Below are 21,853 nucleotides of genomic sequence, written 5' to 3'. Positions count from 1 at the left end.
CTATTTACCTCAGTAGGGCTCGCCCATCGAGCGGCCTTTAAAACGCTTGTATTCCCAGTGATACTGCTTGGGTGCCTTGCGCACCTCTTGCTCGACAGACCGATTGACCCCCGCCGCCGCGAGCGCCGGGTCAGCGGCGTAGATATCACTATCACAGGGGGCAATAACCACCTTAAACCCGCCTGGAGTACGCAGCGTGCTGCATATTAGTACTTCGCAATCAGTACTGCGGCGCAAGCTGTGCACCAGGGTCATGGTTTGCGCCGCCTCGCCGAAAAAAGGAGCCTCGGCGGCACCATTGCCCGGATCAGGCACCTGATCCGGCAAGATTCCCACCATTTCGCCCCGACGCAGCGCCTTAATCAACGAAGTGACACCGCGGCGGTTGGTGGGCGCCAGATCGACATGGGCGCGGCGGCGGGCGCAGCAGATATACTCATCCAGGGCGGCATCATCGGATGGCTGGTAGAGCACGGTAATCCGCGCGTGCAACGCCAGGATACAGGGCAAAACTTCCCAGTTGCCCAAATGGGGGGTGAGTAACATCACCCCTTTGCCCTGTTCGAGCGATCGACGCAGCAGCTCTACCCCTTCGTAGTCTTGGACTTTTGTGCGCAGCCAAGTGTCGCTGCGGCGCCAGACCACCGGAATCTCCGCCCCAGCTATGCCGGACTCGATCACGCTGGCGCGCGCCAAGGCCTTGCGCTCGGCATCGGGCATATCGGGCAAACACAACCGCAGGTTCGTCTGGGTGGTACGCCTGGCGCGCGAGTTACTGATCCACATCAACCAGCCAACAAAGGAGCCCAGCATACGGGCCAGCCAAAGGGGCAGACAGCCCAACCCTTTCACTAGCACAAGTATGAGACGTTGTTTCAAGCAAACCCCCGCCACCTTATAAAAAGAGGTGAAGCTTACCGGAAACTGCGTGTCAGCGAAAAGCATATCGCCTCACTTTACCGGCAAAAGACCGCCAGTTTGCGCCTCTGCCATACCAATAGGCGGGTTGTGACGCTATAATTCGCCCCTTTGATTTGCGCGGGCTCCGCCGGAGACCGACCCAATTTTGCACACACCGGAGGCCTAACCCTGTGTCCGATAGACCCAAAGCCGATGTAAGCACGTTTCAGGGGCTGATTCTCGCCCTGCAGGAATACTGGGCCCGCCAGGGCTGCGTGGTACTGCAACCACTGGATATGGAAGTGGGCGCCGGCACCTTTCACCCGGCCACTTTCCTGCGCGCCATCGGCCCCGAGACCTGGAACAGCGCCTATGTGCAGCCCTGCCGCCGCCCCACCGACGGCCGCTACGGCGAGAACCCCAACCGCTTGCAGCACTACTATCAGTTTCAGGTGGTATTAAAGCCCTCGCCGGACAATATTCAGGAGCTGTACCTGGACTCACTGCGCGAACTGGGCATTGACACCAATGTTCACGATGTCCGCTTTGTGGAAGATAACTGGGAATCCCCCACCCTGGGCGCCTGGGGACTGGGCTGGGAGGTCTGGCTCAATGGGATGGAGGTGACCCAGTTTACCTACTTCCAGCAGGTAGGCGGGCTGGAGTGCTACCCCGTCACCGGCGAGATCACCTACGGTCTGGAGCGGATTGCCATGTATCTGCAGGGCGTGGATTCCATTTACGATCTGGTGTGGACCATCAGCCCCTCGGGCGACAAAGTCACCTATGGCGATGTTTTTCATCAGAACGAAGTGGAGATGTCCCACTACAACTTTGAACAGGCGGATGTGGACTATCTGTTTCACACCTTTGATGTCTGCGAGCGCGAAAGCCAGCGCCTGGTGGAGGCCAATCTGCCCCTGCCCGCCTACGAAATGGTCATGAAAGCCTCCCACGCATTTAACCTGCTGGATGCCCGCCACGCTATTTCGGTTACCGAGCGCCAGCGCTTTATTCTGCGTGTGCGCACCCTGGCCCGCGCCGTGGCGCAGGCCTACTTTAACACCCGTAAATCCCTGGGCTTCCCGCTGGCGGAAGAATCTCTGCGCCAGGAAGTACTCGCTGCGGAGGAGCAATAATTCATGTCTGCCGATTTTTTGTTTGAACTGGGCACCGAAGAGCTGCCCCCCGTCGCCCTCAAATCGTTAAGTGCCGCCCTGGAAAACGGCGTGGCCGAAGGCCTGACCAAGGCCGGCCTGGAGCATCGGGGTATTCAGAGCTACTGCGCCCCGCGCCGGTTGGCATTTTTAGTGACCGATTTAGAAACCGCGACCCCCGTTAAAGAAGTGACTGTATGGGGGCCACCGGCCAAGATCGCTTTTGACGGCGACGGCAAGCCCACCAAGGCCGCCGAGGCCTTTGCCGCGAAAAACGGCTTAAGCGTTGAACAGCTAACCACCGAAAACGACGGTAAGGCCGATAAGCTGGTCGCCCGCCAAAAGGCCGGTGGCGAGCAGGCTACCGAGCTGATGGCCGGCATTATCAGTGACTCGCTGGCTAAGTTGCCAATTCCCAAACGTATGCGCTGGGGCGCCTCGCGCACCGAGTTTGTCCGTCCGGTTCACTGGGTGGTCATGCTGCTGGGCACCGATGTGGTCGACGCCGAGATTCTGGGTGTTAAAGCCGGTCGCGAATCCCAGGGACATCGTTTTCACCACAACCAAGCGGTCTCTCTGGCCTCAGCGGGCGACTATGTTCAAGCCATGCGCCAAGCCTATGTGCTGGTCGATCGCGCCGAGCGCCGCTCACTGATCATCGACCAGGTCAATCGTGAAGCCTCGGCCATTAACGGAACTGCGGTCATCGACGAAGACCTGTTGGACGAAGTGACCGCGCTGGTGGAATGGCCGGTAGCGCTTACCGGCAAGTTTGAAGAGCGCTTTTTGCAAGTGCCCGCCGAAGCCTTGATTTCCTCGATGGCCGAGCACCAAAAATACTTCCATGTGGTCGATAGCGACGGCCAGCTCAAACCCAACTTTATTACCCTGGCCAATATCGAATCCAAAGACCCGGCCCAGGTGATCGATGGCAATGAGCGGGTGATTCGTCCGCGCCTTGCCGACGCCGCCTTCTTTTTTGAAACCGATAAAAAGCGCCCCCTGGAAAGCCAGCGCGAACGCCTGAAAAGCATTGTGTTTCAGGCCAAGCTGGGCAGTATTTTCGATAAAACCGAACGCATCGCCAGCCTCGCGGCCAAGATCGCCAGCGAGCTGAATTACGACGCCGCCAAGGCCAAGCGTGCCGGCGAGCTGTCCAAGGCCGATCTAGTCACCGAAATGGTGCTGGAGTTCGATAAAATGCAGGGCATTGCTGGTTACTACTACGCCCAAAACGACGGCGAAGATGCCGAAGTCGCCCAGGCCCTGACCGAGCAATACCTGCCCAAGTTTTCCGGCGATAAATTGCCCCAAACCCAAACCGGTGCCCTGATCGCCTTGGCCGATCGCCTGGACACCATTACCGGTATTTTTGGGATTGGCCAAAAGCCCACCGGCTCAAAGGACCCCTTTGCGCTGCGCCGCGCGAGTTTGGGCGCGCTGCGCCTGATGGTCGAACAAGACATTAATCTGGACCTGCGCGCCCTGCTGGAGCAGGCGGTGGCCGCGCACGGCGATAATATTAAAGATCCAGCGGCTACGGTAAATGATGCCCTGGCCTATATGCTGGAGCGTTTCCGTGCCTGGTACGAGGAAGATAAAATCGCCACCGAGGTTTACTTGGCGGTAGCGGCGAAAGAGCTGTCTCACCCGCTCGACATCAACGCCCGGGTGCTGGCGGTGGATGCCTTCGCCCAGATGAGCGAAGCGGCCGCTTTGGCATCTGCCAATAAACGGGTTTCAAACATTTTGGGTAAACTAGACAGCGCCCCGGCCGAGATCGTCGACGATGCCCTGCTGCAGGAAGCGGCCGAGAAGCAACTGGCCGAAGCGGTAGCAGATAAGGCCGAGCGGGTCGCACCGCTGTTTGCCGAACGCCGTTACGCCGATGCTCTGGCTACCCTCGCGGGCCTGCGCGAACCGGTGGACACCTTCTTTGATCAGGTGATGGTTATGGCCGACGATGAGGCGCTAAAAAACAACCGCCTGGCCCTGCTGGCCAAGCTGCGCGGATTGTTTTTGCAGGTGGCCGACATCTCATTACTGGCGCCAGCCAAGGGCTAGAGGCATTTTATGCAACTGGTGATTCTCGATCGCGACGGCGTGATTAACCACGATAGTGACGACTATATCCGCTCGGCCGAGCAGTGGACGCCTATTGACGGCAGCATCGAGGCTATCGCCCGCCTTTCCAAGGCGGGCTACACCCTGGTGGTAGCGACCAACCAGTCGGGCCTGGCGCGGGGGTATTTTGATCTGGATGATCTGGAGGCCATGCACGCCAAGCTCAGCGACGCGGTGGAATCGGCCGGGGGCCAACTGGGCGCTATTTTCTACTGCCCCCACGGTCCGGATGACGAGTGCAAATGCCGCAAACCCCTGCCCGGGTTAATCGATGCGATTGAAGCGGAGTTTAATACCAGCGCCGAGTCCGTGCCTTTTATCGGGGACAGCCTGCGCGACTTGCAAGCGGGAGCGAGTAAAGGTTGCCGCCTTATGTTGGTCAAAACCGGCAAGGGCGAAGCTACCTTGAAACAGCTCGAGCCACAAGGGAGCGACGGCAACACCTATACCCTGAATGGCCAAAGCGTTGAGGTATTTACCGATCTCGCCCACGCGGTTGACGCCATTCAATCCTAAGGAAACCACCCTTGCTCTACGTTCGCACCACCTTGTTCAATATTGGCTACTACACCAGTGGCATTTTATTTGGCAGCCTCGCCGTGCTGATATGGGCGTTTGTGCCCTATCGCTATCGCTGGCGAGTGATCACTTTGTGGAACCGTTTTGTGATGTTTTGGCTGCGCCTGACCTGCAATATTCGGGTGAAGGTGATCGACCATCGCAGCAGTGAAAGTAACTCTCAGCCCGCGGTGGTAATGGCGAAACATCAAAGCACCTGGGAAACCATGTTTTTGCAGTATTACATGGCGCCCATTAGCACCATCTTAAAAAAAGAGCTAATGCGAATCCCCTTTTTCGGATGGGGTCTGGCGACGCTCAAGCCCATTGCCATCGATCGCAGCAACCGCTTGCAAGCGCTTAAAGATGTAAAAATCAAAGGTGTGGAAAGGCTCCAAGAAGGTATCAGCGTGCTGATTTTCCCCGAGGGCACGCGCATGCCTCTGGGTGCAGTCGGTACCTATTACAAAAGCGGCGCCGACATTGCCTGCAGCGCGCAAATGCCGGTGGTGCCCGTGGCTCACAACGCCGCCGAGTGCTGGCCCCACAAGCACTATTTAAAGTACCCCGGGACTATCACGGTGGTTATCGGCGAAGCCATCCAGCCCCAGGGGCGCGATCGAAAATCCATTACCGAAGAGGTCAAAACCTGGACCGAGGAGCAAATCGCTGCGCTGCCCTTGGCCCGCGACGACGGAATTTACAGCCCCCAGCAGGCGCAAAAACCGACGTCGGAATCATAAGCCATTTTTAACACCGCAGCGGCAAGCTGCTAACCCTTAGGATGACGGTAAATTAAGCTTGCTCCAGCGGGGATAGCGCTGCTGAATAAATTCCCGAGGCCAGTCCCCCAATTCTTGCGCATACTCAACCCAAGGTGTATCACTCGCCGGACAATAACTGGGGCCCAAAGGCTCTGAACCATTCACACTATAGCGCTGCGCCCATAGGGTTTGCGCCGGTAAATGTTGGTCGGAGTGAGGCGATACCAGCCCCGGTATTATCTCTGCATTGTCGGCTTGGCGTGCCGCCCAGCGCTGCACACTATTGGCCACCAACCAGTCATGAGCGCCTTTTACCGCGCGTAAAACCTGCGCGGGGGGGCGGGAAATGCCAGCAAAGTAGTTCACCACATCGACCGTTAAAAGCACATTGAGCGCGGCGTTAAGCTCGTTTACAGCCGCTATCGGCTGGCCGGTGTCCAGATCGTAGGCGCTGGCCCAACCACTGGCTCTGCTGTTGTGGGCCAACTGTAAACGCAGCAATAACCCATCCCCCTTTTCCACAGCGCTAGCGGCCTGCCGTCTCACGGTAAAGGGAATATAACCATAGGGCATACGCCCCGCCGCCACCTGACGCAGGAACTGCAGCGCGTTAAGCGTCACCTGAGTATCAATTGCCTGAGTACCCTCGCGCTGTTTTAAGCTGTCGCGCGCGCGCAAGCTCCAACCGCCATTGTAGAGTTGTGCGGACATAACCAGCTGCAGCGCCCGACGCGCTGCATTGCGGTATTGCACATCGCCGGTTTGCAAATAAACGTGGGACAGATAATAAATTTGCGCGAAAACATTATTGTCGGCAAAACTGGCATCGGCCGCGTTTTGATCCTTTAAAAACCGCAGTTTTTCGTCACCGCTTAAGCGCCGGAACGGATTGGTGTGCGCTGGCCACCCACCGTTGTTGCGCTGCATCAGCAATAGGTTGTCGGCAATAGCCAAAATTTGGGTCGCATTGTAAGGGGCTATTTCGCGGTCGGGGTGGCGCTTATTCCAGCGCTCGAGCGACTGGGCAAAGTCGTCGGTGGCTATCGGCCGATAAACCGGATTGTCATGGGCACAGGCCGCCAGAAGCGTTACGCACAACAGAGCCTGCCAGGTTAAAGTAACAGCGACTTTCAATCTCATAATGCCATTTAGGGAAAAGCGATGGGCGCATTGTAACCCAGGCTCCCAAAGTCGCGTAAACCTTTGCAGCTCTTCACAGTACCTCTGGTGGTTTTCTAGCGCTGGGGCTCGCCGTCTATCACAGTGCAGTTTCGGCCCAACTCTTTTGCCTTATAAAGCGCCTGGTCGGCCCGGTTAAACACCGGCTCGAATGTATTATCCGCGCCTGGCTGAGCATGGCTTATCCCCAAACTAACGCTTACAATCAACTTTTTATCTTGGAAGAAACGGGCGTTGAATACGCTGTAGCGAATTCGCTCGGCGAGCTTGTAGGCCTCTTCGGTGCCGGCGCCCGGTAGAACGATTACAAACTCTTCCCCACCCCAGCGGGCGACTATGTCGTCGGCACGCACCTCGTTTTGAGTTAATTGAGCCACCTGTACCAAAATTTGATCACCTTCGAGGTGACCGCGGCGATCATTGATTCGCTTAAAGTGATCAATGTCGAGAACCACCACAGCATAGCCTTTACCCGACTTTAATACAGGTGCTAACGCCAAGGATAATCCGTGCCGATTAAACAACCCAGATAAGGCGTCGCGCTGACTTAAATCGGTTAACTCTTGCGCCCGATCGTGCAGCTCTCGGTGACGCTCGTGCAGGGTAGAGTACTTATGGCGCGCCATAGAAGCCTGACGATGATGGTAAATCATTTTAATCGATAGAACCCCGATGGCGCCCACCAACCAAACCAGCAACAGAGCCAGATACCAGGTTTCAGCACTCACCCAGGGCCCCCGAAGGGCGATACGCTTGATGACAACGTCGTGGTTACCCGGGCTTAAATCTGAGCCCAGATTTATTCCCAGTAGAGTAATATTGTTAAATTGCGGGCTGCGATCTTCACGGGCTAAGCCCCTTCCCGATAACCACCACTCCGCCAACCGAAACTCGTTGAAATCGATGGTTATAACCGAAGACAAATCCTGTGGCTTTAAAAAGAAATGGATGTACTGAGCGCTATTGCCGTCGTCGGGATTCGAATAAACCGGATTATAGTTGCGCAAAAAGAGCGTTATTTGCGAGGAGCTGGTATTAAAGTCTACTTCGTAGCGGATTTTTTGATAGGCAGAAAAATCAATCCCACGGGTAAAATCGTCGCTTAACGCCAGATTATAGCCACAGAAATGAGACGATTTATCGATATCACGGGTGCAGCGCCAATGATTATTACTCTGGTCAAGCCACTCTACACGATTGCCGCCCCCGATCTCCTGATCGTCATAGAGAAAGCGATTGGCGTTATTATCGGGTAATAACACCAATTCGCGCTCGGGCAACACTTTCGGCAAAGCCAATAGGAAAAGTGTTAGCAATAGCAGCAACAGCAGAAAACCACGCCCGAGTTTAATTTTTAAAACCGCGATTTTTTGCAAAATAAGCTAACCGCCCACCCTAAGAACAAAATACAACTTCAGATTAGCACACTCGGCGATTGTTAGCCCCCGGCGCCCATACTAGATATGTCGCTTTCGAGCTTTACTCCCGAACGGTTAATCCCGTTAACCAGAGCTTTGAGAGCGGCCGCTACGATACTGCTGTCACGCCCCACCCCGAAAACTGGCTCCCCTTGGCCAAAGCGCATTTCAATATAACTGACCGCATCGCCATTCGCGCCTCCGCCGGAAATCGCATGCTCGTGATAGTCCACAACGGCGATATCACCCACCACATCCTTTAACGCCGCCACTGCCGCATCCACCGGACCGGTACCCTGACCCATAATCCGGCAAGGACGCTTATGTATACTTAACTCAAGCGCCAAACTGACTTCTTGATCACGGCTGTGCTGCTCGTTGTGAGCGTATTCAATAGCCCCTCCATCGGCTAAATACTCTTGCTCAAACAGCTCAAAAATTACTTGGCTATTCGCTTCTTTACCCGTGGTCTCGGTGTGTCGCTGCACAATACGGCTAAACTCTATCTGCAAACGGCGGGGAATATCCAAACCATATTCCTGCGCCAATAAAAAGGCGATGCCCCCTTTGCCCGACTGACTGTTCACCCGTACCACAGACTCGTAGCTGCGGCCCAAATCCATGGGATCGATGGGCAGATAGGGAACATTCCACATATCATCCGCCTGGCGCGCAGCAAAGCCTTTTTTGATCGCATCTTGGTGCGAGCCGGAAAAAGCGGTAAATACCAACTCACCGGCATAGGGATGGCGCGGGTGCACAGGTATCTTATTGCACTGCTCAACCAATTGACGCACTTGATCTATCTGACTGAAATCCAACCCCGGATGAATGCCCTGGGTGTAAAGGTTTAAGGCCAGAGTCACCAAATCCACATTGCCGGTGCGCTCACCGTTACCAAACAGACAGCCCTCTACTCGATCGGCCCCTGCCATTACCGCCAACTCGGCGGCGGCCACGGCGGTACCGCGATCATTGTGCGGGTGAACACTGATAATAATACTCTCGCGTCTATCGATATGGCGATGCATCCACTCGATTTGATCGGCATAGACATTGGGTGTGGCCATTTCCACGGTAGCCGGCAAATTGATAATCATTTTATGGGCCGGTGTGGGCTGCCAAATAGCACTCACGGCATCCACCACCTCTTTAGCGAAATCCAGCTCGGTGCCGGAAAACACCTCGGGCGAGTACTGATAAACCCACTCAGTGTCCGGAAAGCGCTGCACCGCCTCTTGCACCCAGCGCGTCCCCTGCTCGGCCATGGCTTTTACCCCGGCTTTATCGGTGCGATAGACAATCTCGCGAAAGTCCGGCGCCGTAGGGTTATACATATGCACAATAGCGCGGTGAACCCCCTGCAAAGACTCGACGGTGCGATCAATCAACTCTTTGCGCGCCTGGGTTAATACCTCAATCGTGACATCCGCAGGAATATGCCCCTCGTCAATTAACCGGCGAACAAAGTCGTAGTCGGTTTGCGAGGCGGAGGGAAACCCCACTTCAATTTCTTTAAACCCCATATTCACCAGAGCCTTAAAGAAGGTGAGCTTGGTTTCCACTGACATGGGATCGATCAGCGCCTGATTGCCATCGCGCAGGTCCGTGCTCATCCAAATCGGTGGATGTTCAATCACCTTGGCGGGCCACTGTCGATTGGGTAAATCGATGGGGGCAAAACGGCGATATTTGCTTTCAGGTTGGGCTAACATGTCTTTCTCCTGCCGGGCTCTGGACGCTTGTAAATTCGAGGGAGTGGCGAGAATATCCAAACCGGGATCTCCGCTTGGTGACTGCACCGGGCTTGTGGCCCTCGACGGTTGCCGCTTGGGTAAATCGGCAACCGCCCTCCTTAGGTACACAGTATAGCGACGCCCAGACGCTAGAAGATTGCGAAAAACCCTTTTTATTTACATTAATTAGCATAATGTTGCGCTACCATCACCAATATTAGAATTTTGAAAAGGATGGTTTTGTGGCAACGCAACTCGACCGCTACGACGGCATGATTTTAGAGCGCCTGCAGCGCGACGGACGTATTTCGAACCAGGAACTGGCCGAGGCTATAAGCCTGTCGCCCTCACCTTGTCTGCGCAGGGTGCGCCAGCTGGAAGAAGACGGCCTGATCGACGGCTATGTAGCCCTGCTTAACGCCCGCAAGCTGGGTTTAAACTTAACCGCCTTTATCCAAATTAGTATGGACACTCATACCCCCGAGCGGTTTGCCAATTTTGAACAAACCATTGCCGATTACCCTGAGGTTCTGGAGTGTCACCTGATAACCGGCCAGTCGGCTGATTATCTGCTAAAAGTGATAGTCGAAGATATGGATGCTTTTCAGCAGTTTCTGCTGGGCAAACTCACACGCACCGAAGGGGTAACAGGGGTGCAATCGTCTTTTGTGCTTAAATCTCCGATTCGCACCACCGCCCTTCCCATTCAACACAAAGCCTAACGACCCGGTTTATGAATTTTTTCACCAAGATCAGTCTTCTGCTTCTCACCCTCGGCGGCTGCGCTGCCGCACAAGCCGAGCCCTTAGCCGAGCCTCAGCTGGAAAGGGTGAATTATACCAGCGGCGCCGATCAAAAAGAGCGAGATTTTTTCCTCTACCTACCACGTGGCTACGACGCCGCGTCTGAGCAGAAGTGGCCGGTTATTTTGTTTTTGCACGGCAATGGTGAGCGGGGCAACGGCAAAGACGAGCTGGACTATGTACTGATCCACGGCCCGTTGTACGAAGCCTGGATTCAAAAGAAAGATTTACCGTTTATTATCATTTCCCCCCAATTGCACATGTTCGACATGGATAAGCGCGGTATTAGTTATATCGATAACCGCTCGCGCTCACAGATTCCCGAGCGCCAGGAGAACGGCACCCCGCCGCGCGAACCGCATTTTGCCACCCCGCACCCCATGTCCGGAGATGCGGCCCACGGTGATATGAGCGGTATTCCCGCGCTACTTCCCGAAGGCTGGGATAAGATAGAGGGCGACTTACTAAACATTATCACCCAGGTGCAACAGCAGTATAAAACCGATGAAAACAGGCTATACCTTACCGGTTTAAGCTACGGCGGTTTCGGCAGCTGGTGGCTGGCGAGCCAACACCCACAACTTTTTGCCGCCGTCGCACCGGTAGTAGGCTGGGGCCACCCTTCTTTTGTCGAGCCCATCGCTAAAAATCAGATTCCAGTATGGCAGTTCGCCGGAGGAAGAGACAGAACCATACCCATCAAATACTTTTACCCGGCACTCAATCGCCTGGAGCAACTTGGGCATCCTAACGTTCGCTTTACCACCCATGAAGACATGGGGCACGATGCATGGCGCCGCGTCTATCGCAGCGATGACTTCTACCAGTGGTTGTTGGATCAGAGCCGCTAAACGGGACAGGTTGATACCCGCTTCAACTGTCTGATCTCGTCGCGGTTAAGCCACATATCTCACATCGCTGTGAGATATGGCGCAAATAGCGCTATAGTAAAAGAACTCCTACGTCTGACTCAGGGGTTCGCTAATAGCCTATTTACGTGAGGTGTAACCGCCCTTTAACCATGAAACTCGACTCTTTATACCGAGGTACCCCGCTACGCTGGGCGATCGTCACGGGGCTGGTTCTGCTAGCGACTATGATCTGCAGTGAATGGCTGTTAGAGCGCTATTTTCGCGCCTCTGATCTGCAAAACAAACGTCTACAGACAACTCAGCAACTGACCCTGTTGGGCGCCGAGTTAAGCGGGATTATCAATAACAACCTATCTCTTATCAGCGGCCTTTCAGCCCATATTGGTATCCATCCCGAGATTGAGCAAGGGGAGTTCAGCGCTTATGTCAGCAGCGTGTTCCGGCAACAGCCTCTGCTGGTTAACATGGCCGCAGCGCCCAATAATGTCGTTCGTTTTATCCACCCCTTAGAAGGTAACCGCACTGTACTGGAGGCGGATTATCGCGATTACCCCCGTCAATGGGAGGATATAAAAACACTAACCGAGCGCGGTGCCATGCACCTCACGGGTCCTTTCGAGTTGATCCAAGGACAAGAGGCGGTGATTGGTCGAACCTCGGTATTCACTCGCGACGATCAATTCTGGGGAATTGTCTCAGCACCCATTTATACCCAAGACCTCTACCGTGCAGCAGGTTTAAGCAACCCGAATCTGCCTTTGAATATTGCGATCCGCTGGTTCGAAGAAAACAAAACCATCAGTAATGTCTTTTACGGTGACCCACAGCTCTTTGCCGACCCTCTCGCAGTGACCACTCTCGTTGATGTACGTTCGGGTCAGTGGCAGATCGTCGCAGCCCCGAAAAACGGCTGGGCTAACACCTCGGGCACAGTCTGGTTGTTGCGTGCATCATTTGCGGTGCTAACAGGGCTATTACTTTTATTAGTCTTTTACCGCTATCACCAATCCAACCGCGAGTATGAGTTTCAACAAGCATTAGCGAAAAAACAAATTCTTCTCAGTGAAGTGGGCAAACTCGCCCTGGTCGGTGGGTGGCAAATAAGCCGTCAAAGAAACGAACTTAAACTCACCTTGTGGGATTCACAAACCGCATCTATTCTAAATATAGGCGATACCGATACCCCACCGTCCCTATCTGAATTTCTCGGGCAATTCGGAGACTCGCAAGGAAAGCGCCTAAGCACAGCTATCGAAAAAGCAACCCTGGGGGATGCCTTTGATTTAGAACTATCGTTCACCGGGCCGCAAAGAGAAAAACGCTGGGCGAGAGTGCTAGGGAAACCTTTGACCGATTATCCCTTGCCGTATCCGGTACTGGGCTCTTTACAGGATATTACCCAGCGAAAACGCTTTACCAATAAAATACAGCAGCAAGCGATTTACGATCAGCTTACAGGTCTTCCCAACCGGCTGTTGTTTTACAATCGCTTAAGCAAGGCGATTGAGAGAGCCCAACGCGAAAAATCTAAACTGGCCATTCTTTTTATCGATTTAGATAACTTTAAACCCGTCAACGATAATTTGGGCCACAGCATAGGCGATAAACTATTAAAGGAGGTCGGGCAGAGGATAAAAAACTGCATTCGCGCCTCTGATACCGTGGCGCGTTACAGCGGTGATGAGTTTATTGTTATTTTGCACGATGTGCATCAAAGTAAAGTTCCGGTTTATATCTCTCAAGAAATTATCGACGCCATTTCTGCCTCTTTCACTATTGATGGAAAACAAATCTTCTGTGGCGCGAGCGTCGGAATATCTATCTTCCCCGACGACAGCCAGAGAGGTGAAACGTTAGTATCGAATGCTGACCAGGCCATGTATGAAGTAAAAAGATCGGGTAGAAATGGCTGGCAGTTTTTTACTCCCACCATGCAAATAGTTTCCGAGAAGCGTCATCAGCTCAGTAATAAGCTAGCCGCTGCGATTATCAACAATGAATTTACGGTTTACTACCAACCTATTATTGATCTTAATACCAACCGAATTAGTAAGTGTGAGGCACTTGTTCGCTGGGTTCGAAACGGCAAACAAATTGCCACGGACGAGTTTATTGCTCTCGCTGAAGAGACCGGTCGAATCAATGAAATTGATCGATTTGTGTTGGCAACAGCGACCGACTTTGTAGCCAATTTAACCGAGCGTTTTAATTACCCGTTAGAGTTGTCTGTTAACGTCTCACCGCGGATCTTTTCTTGTAAAGATGACTCCCTGAATAAGTGGCTTGAGTTAATTACCAATGCTTCACGTAAAATTAACGTTACCGTAGAGATGACTGAACGATTACTTATCGAAGAGTCCGAGCGCATTATGTGGGTACTCACAAAACTGAAGGCCATAGGGGTTACTATAGCCATAGATGATTTTGGCACGGGTTATTCCTCCCTGAGCTACCTCACAAAATTCCCCATCGATATCATTAAAATCGACCAATCATTTATTCGCCAACTGGGCCAACAAACAATACCTGAATCACTCACAGAAGCCATGATTGGACTTTGCCACAAACTTTCTTTGGATGTTGTCGCAGAGGGAATAGAAACGCCCGAGCAGCTATCTATGCTTAAGCTGTGGCAGTGTGATTTTGGCCAGGGCTATTATTTTGATCGCCCTTTAGATGCTGAAGTGTTTTCAGAGCGAATACGAACTCAAAGCGAAGCCAAATTTTCGCACAACAAATAAGCGCGTCAATAACGCGACTCCAGAACGTCTCAATATTGTTAACAGAGTAATCACTTTCATAAAAAAGGCAGCCCAAGGGCTGCCTTATAAGTAGCAAGTGAGCACTCACAAACTAAACATCAAGGTTAGCCACGGCCAGCGCATTGGACTCGATAAAATCTCGTCTAGGCTCTACATGATCGCCCATCAAAGTGGTGAATATTTGATCAGCAGCAATGGCATCTTGAATGGATACTTTCAACATGCGCCGCCCCTGAGGGTCCATGGTGGTTTCCCATAATTGCTCGGGATTCATTTCCCCCAGCCCCTTGTAGCGCTGAATGGAATAACCGCGGCTGGCTTCTTTCATTAACCAGGCAAGCGCTTCATCAAAGGTGCTAATCTCTGAGGTTTTCTCTCCGCGCTTAACATAAGCGCCGTCTTCCAAGAGGTTATCCAGTTTCTCACCCAAGGCTGTGATGGAGCGGTACTCACCCGAGGCAAAGAAATCGTGGGTAAACGGATATTCCGAAGCGACACCGTGCTCGATAATCTCGATATGAGGCAGGAATAAGTGACGCTCGCTGTCTTCGCGCACGGTGATTTCGTAGCGATCAGAGCCTGCCCGATGGCTGGTCACGAACTTATCCTGTAGCGCTTCACACCACGCTTGCATGGCGCTTTGATCTTTAAGCTGCTCTTCTTTAATACCGGGCATATAGATCATTTGCTCCAGAACATCCGCCGGGTACAGGCGCGACAAGCGCTCTATGGTATCCATAACAGCGCGATACTCGTTCACCAGCGATTCCAGGCCCTCACCGCGAATACCCGGGTCATCGGCGTTCACATGCAGGCTGGCGTTCTCTAGGGCAGCCTGAGTCAAAAAGGCAACTCGCGCCGGTTCATCTTTAAGATACTGCTCTTGCTTACCTTTAGCGATTTTGTACAAGGGAGGCTGAGCAATAAACACATGCCCGCGCTCGATAAGCTCGCGCATTTGCCGGAAAAAGAAGGTGAGTAGCAGGGTGCGGATGTGCGAGCCATCTACGTCGGCATCGGTCATGATAATAATGCTGTGATAGCGGAGCTTTTCCGGATCAAACTCGGATTTACCAATACCACAGCCCAGGGCCGTAATAAGCGTGCCCACTTCGGCGCTGGACAGCATTTTGTCGAAACGTGCCTTCTCCACGTTCAAAATTTTACCTTTAAGCGGCAAAATCGCCTGGGTTTTACGATCGCGCCCCTGCTTGGCCGAACCACCGGCTGAATCACCCTCCACCAGGTAAAGTTCGGAGTGGGCGGGATCTTTTTCCTGGCAGTCGGCTAACTTGCCCGGCAAACCGGCAATATCCAACGCCCCCTTGCGACGGGTCATCTCGCGAGCCTTACGGGCCGCCTCGCGGGCGCGGGCGGCGTCAATCATCTTGCCCACAATCGCTTTAGCTTCGGGCGGGTTTTCCAATAAGAAGTCGCTTAAATTATGGCTCATCTCCTGCTCTACGGCGGTTTTTACCTCAGAGGAGACCAGCTTGTCTTTAGTCTGTGACGAGAATTTGGGGTCGGGGACTTTAACCGAAATAATAGCGGTTAAACCCTCACGGGCATCGTCACCTGTGGTGCTGATTTTCGCTTTCTGTGCCAGACCTTCACGCTCGATATAGGTGTTTAAGCTGCGAGTCAAAGCCGCGCGAAAACCCGCCAAATGGGTACCGCCATCACGCTGAGGAATGTTATTGGTATAGCAGAAGATGTTTTCCTGGAAGGAGTCATTCCACTGCAGGGCCACCTCGACCGCAATACCATCCTCGCGCTGATCGCTGAAGTGTACGACCTTATTAATCGGGGTTTTGTTGTTGTTAAGGTGCTCCACAAAAGCGCGCAGACCGCCCTCATACTCGTAGACTTCTTCTGCGGCGCTGCGCTCATCCTTAAGGACGATGCGCACTCCCGAGTTCAGGAAGGACAGCTCCCGCAAGCGCTTTGCCAGTAAATCAAATTCAAACTTGATATTAGTAAATGTCTCGGCGGAGGGCTTAAAGTGGATTTCGGTACCGCTGGTGCTGGTATCGCCCACGACGGTTAACGGGCTTTGTGGTACACCGGCGTGATACACCTGCTCGTGTACCTTGCCGCCACGGCGAATAGTCAGCTTTAACTCTTCTGACAGAGCATTCACCACAGACACCCCTACCCCGTGAAGACCACCGGATACCTTATAGGTATTATCGTCAAACTTACCCCCGGCGTGCAGTACAGTCATAATCACTTCGGCCGCCGAAACACCTTCTTCGTGCATTTCAGTGGGGATTCCGCGGCCATTATCCGATACAGACACCGACTCATCCGGGTGAATGACTACTCTAATTTCAGAGCAGTGGCCCGCCAACGCCTCATCAATGGAGTTATCGACTACCTCAAACACCATATGATGCAGGCCGGTGCCATCATCGGTATCGCCGATATACATCCCTGGGCGCTTACGAACTGCATCCAGGCCTTTCAGTACCTTAATACTGGACGAGTCGTAATTGGGTTTGTCGTCTGACATAGTTTTCTCCACTATATTTCGGCCTGCGATACGGGATGCGGGCCATGCTAGTCTTCACTTGTTATTTCGCCATGTTCCACGTGGAACACTTTTACTTCCTGATTCTGGTCACTCCAGGGGCTGATCAGCGGATCAACCTCTACCCCAGTAATAAACACCTGTGTACGCAGGATATTCAGCCACTTTACCAACAGATAACGATGCTTTTCGTCTAGCTCCGCTGGTAAATCATCCACCAAATATACGCATCTGCGTCCGGTAAGTTGCTCGAACAACTGTCCCTGAGCCAATTTAAGCGCACAAACCAGCAACTTTTGCTGCCCTCGGGATAAAATATCCGCCGCACTCTGGCCATTAATCCGTATTTTTATATCGGCTCGATGAAAACCTGAGCCGGTAAAGCCCTGCTTAAGATCCCGCGGGAGGGTTTCCTGCAGAATCTCTTGATAGGCTCGGCCCTTCTCCCACCCCCGGTAAAGTGACAACTTAAGACCATCGACAGCCATAAACTCCTTCAGTAATGGCTCGAGAACCAACAACAGCCGCTCAAAACACTCACTTCTCAAGGAGTCTATTTTCTCGGTGCAAGACGCTAACTCCAGGTTCCAGGGGGTTAATTCACCTTCCCCTATTCTACCACGACGCAGAATGCTGTTCCGATGTTTTAAGCAGCGCTGAGCGGCGCGCCACAAGGCGTAAAACTCATGTTCCACGTGGAACACTAACCAATCTAAATACTGCCGGCGCAACTTAGGGCTACCCACCAACAACCCGAAAGCATCGGCATTAATAACCTGTAAGGGTAAATAAGAAGCCAACTCAGCAAGGGACTCGACCGGGGCTCCCAGAGCTTTAAACTGAGAATCGCCTATTCTAGGTCGATGAACACCGAGAGGAATTTCTGTGCCCGAGTGGGATACCTTACCAAATACCGTAAGCGCTGGAGCCGACTCATTGATAAGGGGTTTGATTTTATGACTGCGAAAGGAGCGGCCTAAAGCCAGAACATTGATAGACTCCAGCAGAGAGGTTTTGCCAGAGCCATTCTCGCCGTAAATAAGGTTTACCGCGGGAGAGGGCTGTATATCAACATGAGCAAGATTTCTTAAATTGCTGACAGACAGCCGGGATAACGCCATAAAATAAAGCTTAGAGCCTCATGGGCATAACAACATAAACAGAGTCACCACCCTCTTCCGGCTCTTCCAGCAGTGCACTGCTATTGGCGTCCGAGAGGGTCATTTTGATGGTATCACTGTCTATTACGTTAGCCACATCCGTTAGATAACTGACATTGAAACCCACCTCGAGCGAACTACCCTCATAATCGACGGTCAACTGCTCTTCCGCTTCTTCCTGTTCGGGGTTGTTGGCGACAATCGTAAGCTGGCCGCTATCCAGTAATAGGCGTACTCCACGGTACTTTTCATTCGATAAAATCGCCGTGCGCGAAAACGCCTGTTTAAACTCGCTGCGCGAGCCATAAACCACTTTATCACCACCCCGGGGCAAGACTCGCTCGTAGTCGGGGAACTTGCCGTCTACCAGCTTTGAGGTGAAGGTATAGTCAAAGGATGTCACGCGGATATGATTCGCGCTCAGGCTAATATCGACGAGCTCATCGCTATCGTTCATAAGGCGTACCAACTCCAGCACACCCTTGCGCGGCAAAATAGCCTGCACTGGATCAGCCGTATTAACGCCCATTGTTCGTGTGCACATCGCCATACGGTGACCATCGGTGGCCACCACTCGCAACTGATCCTGGCGCACCTCCCACAACATGCCATTCAGGTAATAGCGCACATCTTGCTGCGCCATCGCAAAAGCCGTACGATCAATGAGGCGCTTCACTTCTTTTTGCTGACAACTAAACTGCAAATCGCTGGGACCATCTTCCACATTGGGAAAATCGCTGGCTGGCAGTGTTGATAAGGTAAAACGACTGCGTCCACTTTTTAGCAGTACCCGCCCCTCTTCTTCCTGCAGCTCTATGCTGGCGTCATCGGGCAAGGAGCGGACAATATCCACAAACTTACGCGCCGGAACCGTTACTTCTCCGTCTACTCCAGGGCTGTCCAGATCCACCCGGCCGACAATCTCAACCTCAAGGTCGGTGCCGGTCAGCGATAGTTTACTGTCCTCAAGAACCAGTAAAACATTCGACAAAACTGGTAGAGTCTGGCGACGCTCAACAACACCGGCCACCAGTTGCAGGGGTTTAATCAATGCCTCGCGGGAAACGACAAATTTCATGAATAATTCTCTTTTTGGGTCCTTGGTAACAGTTAAGCGATCAGGTGGTAAGTGATCGCATCAGGTTTTTCAGATCCTCGCGAATATCCGCGTCATCTTCTTCCAATTCTTTAATCTTGCGGCAAGCGTGTAAGACAGTAGTATGGTCGCGGCCACCAAAGGCTTCGCCAATTTCCGGCAAACTGTGGTTGGTTAGCTCTTTGGCCAGCGCCATGGCAACCTGCCGGGGCCGTGCAACCGAGCGCGAGCGGCGCTTGGATAACATATCGGCTATTTTGATCTTGTAATATTCACCCACGACTCGCTGAATATTCTCGACGCTCACCTGCTTATCTTGCAGCGCCAAAAGGTCTTTCAGGGCCTCGCGAACCAGCTCGACATCGATTGGTCGCCCTGTGAAGTGAGCACTCGCTATCACTCGCTTCAAGGCACCTTCTAGCTCGCGCACGTTAGAACGAATACGCTGGGCAATAAAAAAGGCCGCATCATCGGGCAGGTCGACCGCCACTTGGTGCGCCTTTTTCTTCAAAATGGCAACTCGCATCTCCAGCTCGGGTGGCTCTACCGCCACCGTCAGCCCCCAACCGAAGCGCGATTTTAAGCGCTCTTCCAGGCCGTTAATCTCTTTAGGGTAGCGGTCACAGGTAAGAATAATTTGCTGACCACCTTCAAGCAACGAGTTAAAAGTGTGAAAGAACTCTTCTTGCGAGCGCTCTTTACCCGCGAAAAACTGAATATCGTCAATTAATAACGCATCCACCGAGCGGTAATAGCGCTTAAAGTCATTAATCGCGTTTAGTTGCAACGCCTTAACCATATCGGCGACAAAACGCTCGGAATGCAGGTAAATCACCTTGGCGTTGCTGTTTTTCTTGAGCAGCTCGTTACCCACAGCCTGCATCAAGTGCGTTTTACCCAAGCCAACCCCACCGTAAATAAACAGTGGGTTGTAGGCACCACCTGGATTTTCGGCAACCTGACGAGCCGCTGCCAAACCTAACTGGTTGGATTTACCTTCCACGAAGCTGGCAAACGAAAAGCCGCGGTTGAGGTTGTCTTGGTGCTTGAGCCCACCTTCTACGGCGGGCTCTTGAGGAGTGGGGCGCTCAATAGGGTCGCGCGGCGCGGCCGGCGCAGGCGGGGGAGTTTCGGTCGCAGGTTCGGGGCGAGCCTGAGGGGGCGGGCTTGCCACACTGCCGGAATTAAAAGGGGCGGTGCTGTTAAACCGTGCGGGCGCCTGACGACGTCCTACCCCCACCTCAACATTCACATTGGCTGTGGCATCGTATTGGTTCACCAGCTCGACAATACGCCCCAAAAACTTTTCGCATACCCAGTCGCAAACAAAGCGATTGGGCGCCAACAGCTTCAGGTTTTGCGCGTCGGCATCATCGCCAACTTTTAGCGGCCTAATCCAGGTATTAAACTGCTGTGATGGCAGCTCTTCCTGCAAACTAGAAACACAATAATTCCAAACCGCCCCGGGCAAAACCTGCGTCCCCCATTAATTTGAAGAATGAATAAGTGCCCCAATTAGCTCGGCACTGCTAAATAAGCCAGCTAGTGTACCCGCTCGAGCACCAGTTATCCACACGAAAATCGATTATTCCCCAAAACACCTTAAATAGACGCTAAACCCTTATTTTCAAGAGGTTTTAACCAGCTTACAAAAAGCTTACCCACAACTTTATCCACAAAAATAAACAAACCCTACTAAACAACACCAAGCCACCACTAAAACACCCAAAACCTGTGAACAAATCAGTACAAAAACTGTAAATACAGCGGGCATAAAGAGTGCAAAACTAATCTGCACAAAAAACCGCCCTATTTCATGGTTTAGGATTGCTTTAGGGGATTTTTTTCTATAGAATCGCCGCCTCTTTTTCGCACACTGTGTGATCAACGAACAGGTAATCAGTAGGTTAACCATGAAAAGAACATTTCAGCCCAGCGTTTTGAAGCGCGCCCGTGCACACGGCTTCCGCGCTCGTATGGCCAGCAAAAATGGTCGTGCGGTATTGGCTCGCCGTCGCGCCAAGGGTCGTAAAAGCTTAACTGCGTAAGCTTTTACGAATCTGCGTGACCCCGAGGGCACTGCTTTAGACTTCTGTATCGCAAGATTCAGAGTGTAAAGCGGTGCTCTTTAGTTTTGGGGCCGGCAAATTTATACCCCTATCCTCAAGGCCTCCTCTCCGTGAGCTCTCTCGAATTCCGCAAACAGCAACGGCTGCTCAACGCGCACGACTTCAAGGCGGTTTTCGCCGATGCCCCCTACCGGGCCTCTCACCAGCACCTTTTAATCCTGTCCCGTAACAACGGGTCTGACACAGCTCGTCTGGGATTGGTGATTGCCAAGAAAAATATCCGTCTAGCGGTAAACCGCAATCGCGTTAAACGCCTGATACGGGAAAGTTTTCGCCACCACCAGCAACAATTGGCAGGATTAGATGTTATTGTACTGGCGCGTCGTGGCTTGGATGAGCTGGACAACGCGGTGTTATCCCACACTCTGAATAAGCAGTGGCGACGCATTACACGCAAACGCGATCAAGAGAAAGGCGAATGAGCTGGTTAGCGATAAAGCTGATACATCTATATAGGTACTTACTCAGTCCCTGGATTGGCAACCAGTGCCGCTTTTACCCCAGCTGCTCACACTATAGTGAAGAGGCAATAAACACTCACGGCTTTATAAAAGGGGGTTATCTTACCGTGCGCCGCCTTTTAAAATGCCACCCTTGGCACCCCGGTGGTATCGACCCGGTTCCCGGCGGTAAAGATGAACAACTGACAGATGGCAAACTCTAAG

At 52.8% G+C, this 21,853-nt stretch carries 18 protein-coding genes; 10 read left to right on the top strand and 8 right to left on the bottom strand.

What is annotated here, in order from left to right; genetic code table 11:
* Positions 1 to 9: 9 nt before the first annotated feature.
* Positions 10 to 879: a lysophospholipid acyltransferase family protein gene (locus tag M6D89_RS14515; RefSeq protein ID WP_253968804.1), complete on the bottom strand. Its 870-nt coding sequence runs from the start codon at positions 877 to 879 to the stop codon at positions 10 to 12.
* Positions 880 to 1,091: 212 nt separating this feature from the next.
* Here M6D89_RS14515 and glyQ point away from each other — a divergent pair, with 212 nt between their 5' ends.
* From glyQ to M6D89_RS14495, 4 genes are read left to right on the top strand one after another with little or no spacing between them, the layout of a single operon-like run.
* Positions 1,092 to 2,039 carry a glycine--tRNA ligase subunit alpha gene (glyQ, locus tag M6D89_RS14510; RefSeq protein ID WP_253968803.1) on the top strand — a complete coding sequence of 316 codons (948 nt, stop codon included), beginning with the start codon at positions 1,092 to 1,094 and terminating at the stop codon, positions 2,037 to 2,039.
* Positions 2,040 to 2,042: 3 nt separating this feature from the next.
* Positions 2,043 to 4,121, top strand: a complete 2,079-nt coding sequence (gene glyS, locus M6D89_RS14505; RefSeq protein ID WP_253968802.1) for a glycine--tRNA ligase subunit beta — start codon at positions 2,043 to 2,045, stop codon at positions 4,119 to 4,121.
* Between the two features lie 9 nt (positions 4,122 to 4,130).
* On the top strand, positions 4,131 to 4,697 hold the full coding sequence (gene gmhB / locus M6D89_RS14500; protein WP_253968801.1) for a D-glycero-beta-D-manno-heptose 1,7-bisphosphate 7-phosphatase: 567 nt from the start codon (positions 4,131 to 4,133) through the stop codon (positions 4,695 to 4,697).
* An 11-nt stretch (positions 4,698 to 4,708) separates the two neighbouring features.
* The gene (locus M6D89_RS14495; protein ID WP_253968800.1) at positions 4,709 to 5,482 is read left to right on the top strand and encodes a lysophospholipid acyltransferase family protein; all 774 of its coding nucleotides are present in this window, start codon (positions 4,709 to 4,711) and stop codon (positions 5,480 to 5,482) included.
* A gap of 36 nt (positions 5,483 to 5,518) precedes the next feature.
* Here M6D89_RS14495 and M6D89_RS14490 read toward each other — a convergent pair whose 3' ends face one another.
* The 3 genes from M6D89_RS14490 to leuA all read right to left on the bottom strand — a co-directional run bounded on the left by M6D89_RS14490 (position 5,519) and on the right by leuA (position 9,815).
* Positions 5,519 to 6,643, bottom strand: coding sequence for a pectate lyase (locus tag M6D89_RS14490; RefSeq protein WP_253968799.1), 1,125 nt, complete (start codon positions 6,641 to 6,643; stop codon positions 5,519 to 5,521).
* 95 nt (positions 6,644 to 6,738) lie between these two features.
* Positions 6,739 to 8,058, bottom strand: a complete 1,320-nt coding sequence (locus tag M6D89_RS14485; RefSeq protein ID WP_253968798.1) for a GGDEF domain-containing protein — start codon at positions 8,056 to 8,058, stop codon at positions 6,739 to 6,741.
* Between the two features lie 62 nt (positions 8,059 to 8,120).
* Positions 8,121 to 9,815, bottom strand: coding sequence for a 2-isopropylmalate synthase (gene leuA / locus M6D89_RS14480; RefSeq protein ID WP_253968797.1), 1,695 nt, complete (start codon positions 9,813 to 9,815; stop codon positions 8,121 to 8,123).
* A 263-nt stretch (positions 9,816 to 10,078) separates the two neighbouring features.
* Between leuA and M6D89_RS14475 the strand changes: the two genes are divergently transcribed.
* The 3 genes from M6D89_RS14475 to M6D89_RS14465 all read left to right on the top strand — a co-directional run bounded on the left by M6D89_RS14475 (position 10,079) and on the right by M6D89_RS14465 (position 14,252).
* On the top strand, positions 10,079 to 10,558 hold the full coding sequence (locus M6D89_RS14475; RefSeq protein ID WP_336297558.1) for an Lrp/AsnC family transcriptional regulator: 480 nt from the start codon (positions 10,079 to 10,081) through the stop codon (positions 10,556 to 10,558).
* Between the two features lie 11 nt (positions 10,559 to 10,569).
* The gene (locus M6D89_RS14470) at positions 10,570 to 11,490 is read left to right on the top strand and encodes a carboxylesterase family protein (protein WP_253968796.1); all 921 of its coding nucleotides are present in this window, start codon (positions 10,570 to 10,572) and stop codon (positions 11,488 to 11,490) included.
* 170 nt (positions 11,491 to 11,660) lie between these two features.
* Positions 11,661 to 14,252, top strand: a complete 2,592-nt coding sequence (locus M6D89_RS14465) for a bifunctional diguanylate cyclase/phosphodiesterase (protein WP_253968795.1) — start codon at positions 11,661 to 11,663, stop codon at positions 14,250 to 14,252.
* Positions 14,253 to 14,364: 112 nt separating this feature from the next.
* On the opposite strand, the gene gyrB is transcribed toward M6D89_RS14465, so the two are convergent.
* Genes gyrB through dnaA form a run of 4 tightly spaced genes read right to left on the bottom strand, consistent with a single transcriptional unit; the run spans position 14,365 to position 20,530 of the window.
* Positions 14,365 to 16,785: a DNA topoisomerase (ATP-hydrolyzing) subunit B gene (gene gyrB / locus M6D89_RS14460; protein WP_253968794.1), complete on the bottom strand. Its 2,421-nt coding sequence runs from the start codon at positions 16,783 to 16,785 to the stop codon at positions 14,365 to 14,367.
* Positions 16,786 to 16,832: 47 nt separating this feature from the next.
* Entirely contained in the window at positions 16,833 to 17,924 is a 1,092-nt protein-coding gene (gene recF / locus M6D89_RS14455) for a DNA replication/repair protein RecF (protein ID WP_253968793.1), read from the bottom strand.
* A gap of 10 nt (positions 17,925 to 17,934) precedes the next feature.
* Positions 17,935 to 19,041, bottom strand: coding sequence for a DNA polymerase III subunit beta (dnaN, locus tag M6D89_RS14450; RefSeq protein ID WP_253968792.1), 1,107 nt, complete (start codon positions 19,039 to 19,041; stop codon positions 17,935 to 17,937).
* A gap of 40 nt (positions 19,042 to 19,081) precedes the next feature.
* On the bottom strand, positions 19,082 to 20,530 hold the full coding sequence (dnaA, locus tag M6D89_RS14445) for a chromosomal replication initiator protein DnaA (RefSeq protein WP_253968791.1): 1,449 nt from the start codon (positions 20,528 to 20,530) through the stop codon (positions 19,082 to 19,084).
* Between the two features lie 442 nt (positions 20,531 to 20,972).
* On the opposite strand from dnaA, the gene rpmH reads away from it, so the two are divergent.
* From rpmH to yidD, 3 genes are all read left to right on the top strand, one after another.
* Positions 20,973 to 21,107: a 50S ribosomal protein L34 gene (gene rpmH / locus M6D89_RS14440; RefSeq protein WP_253968790.1), complete on the top strand. Its 135-nt coding sequence runs from the start codon at positions 20,973 to 20,975 to the stop codon at positions 21,105 to 21,107.
* Between the two features lie 131 nt (positions 21,108 to 21,238).
* Positions 21,239 to 21,610, top strand: coding sequence for a ribonuclease P protein component (rnpA, locus tag M6D89_RS14435; protein WP_253968789.1), 372 nt, complete (start codon positions 21,239 to 21,241; stop codon positions 21,608 to 21,610).
* Positions 21,607 to 21,852 (top strand): membrane protein insertion efficiency factor YidD, encoded by a 246-nt coding sequence (yidD, locus tag M6D89_RS14430; RefSeq protein ID WP_253968788.1) that lies wholly within the window; start codon positions 21,607 to 21,609, stop codon positions 21,850 to 21,852. The genes rnpA and yidD overlap by 4 nt, the downstream gene beginning before the upstream one ends.
* Position 21,853: the final 1 nt, after the last annotated feature.

The organism is Gilvimarinus xylanilyticus (genome assembly GCF_024195295.1).
In the GTDB taxonomy this organism is placed as follows: domain Bacteria; phylum Pseudomonadota; class Gammaproteobacteria; order Pseudomonadales; family Cellvibrionaceae; genus Gilvimarinus; species Gilvimarinus xylanilyticus.
This window is presented reverse-complemented; position numbering and strand designations above follow the sequence as displayed.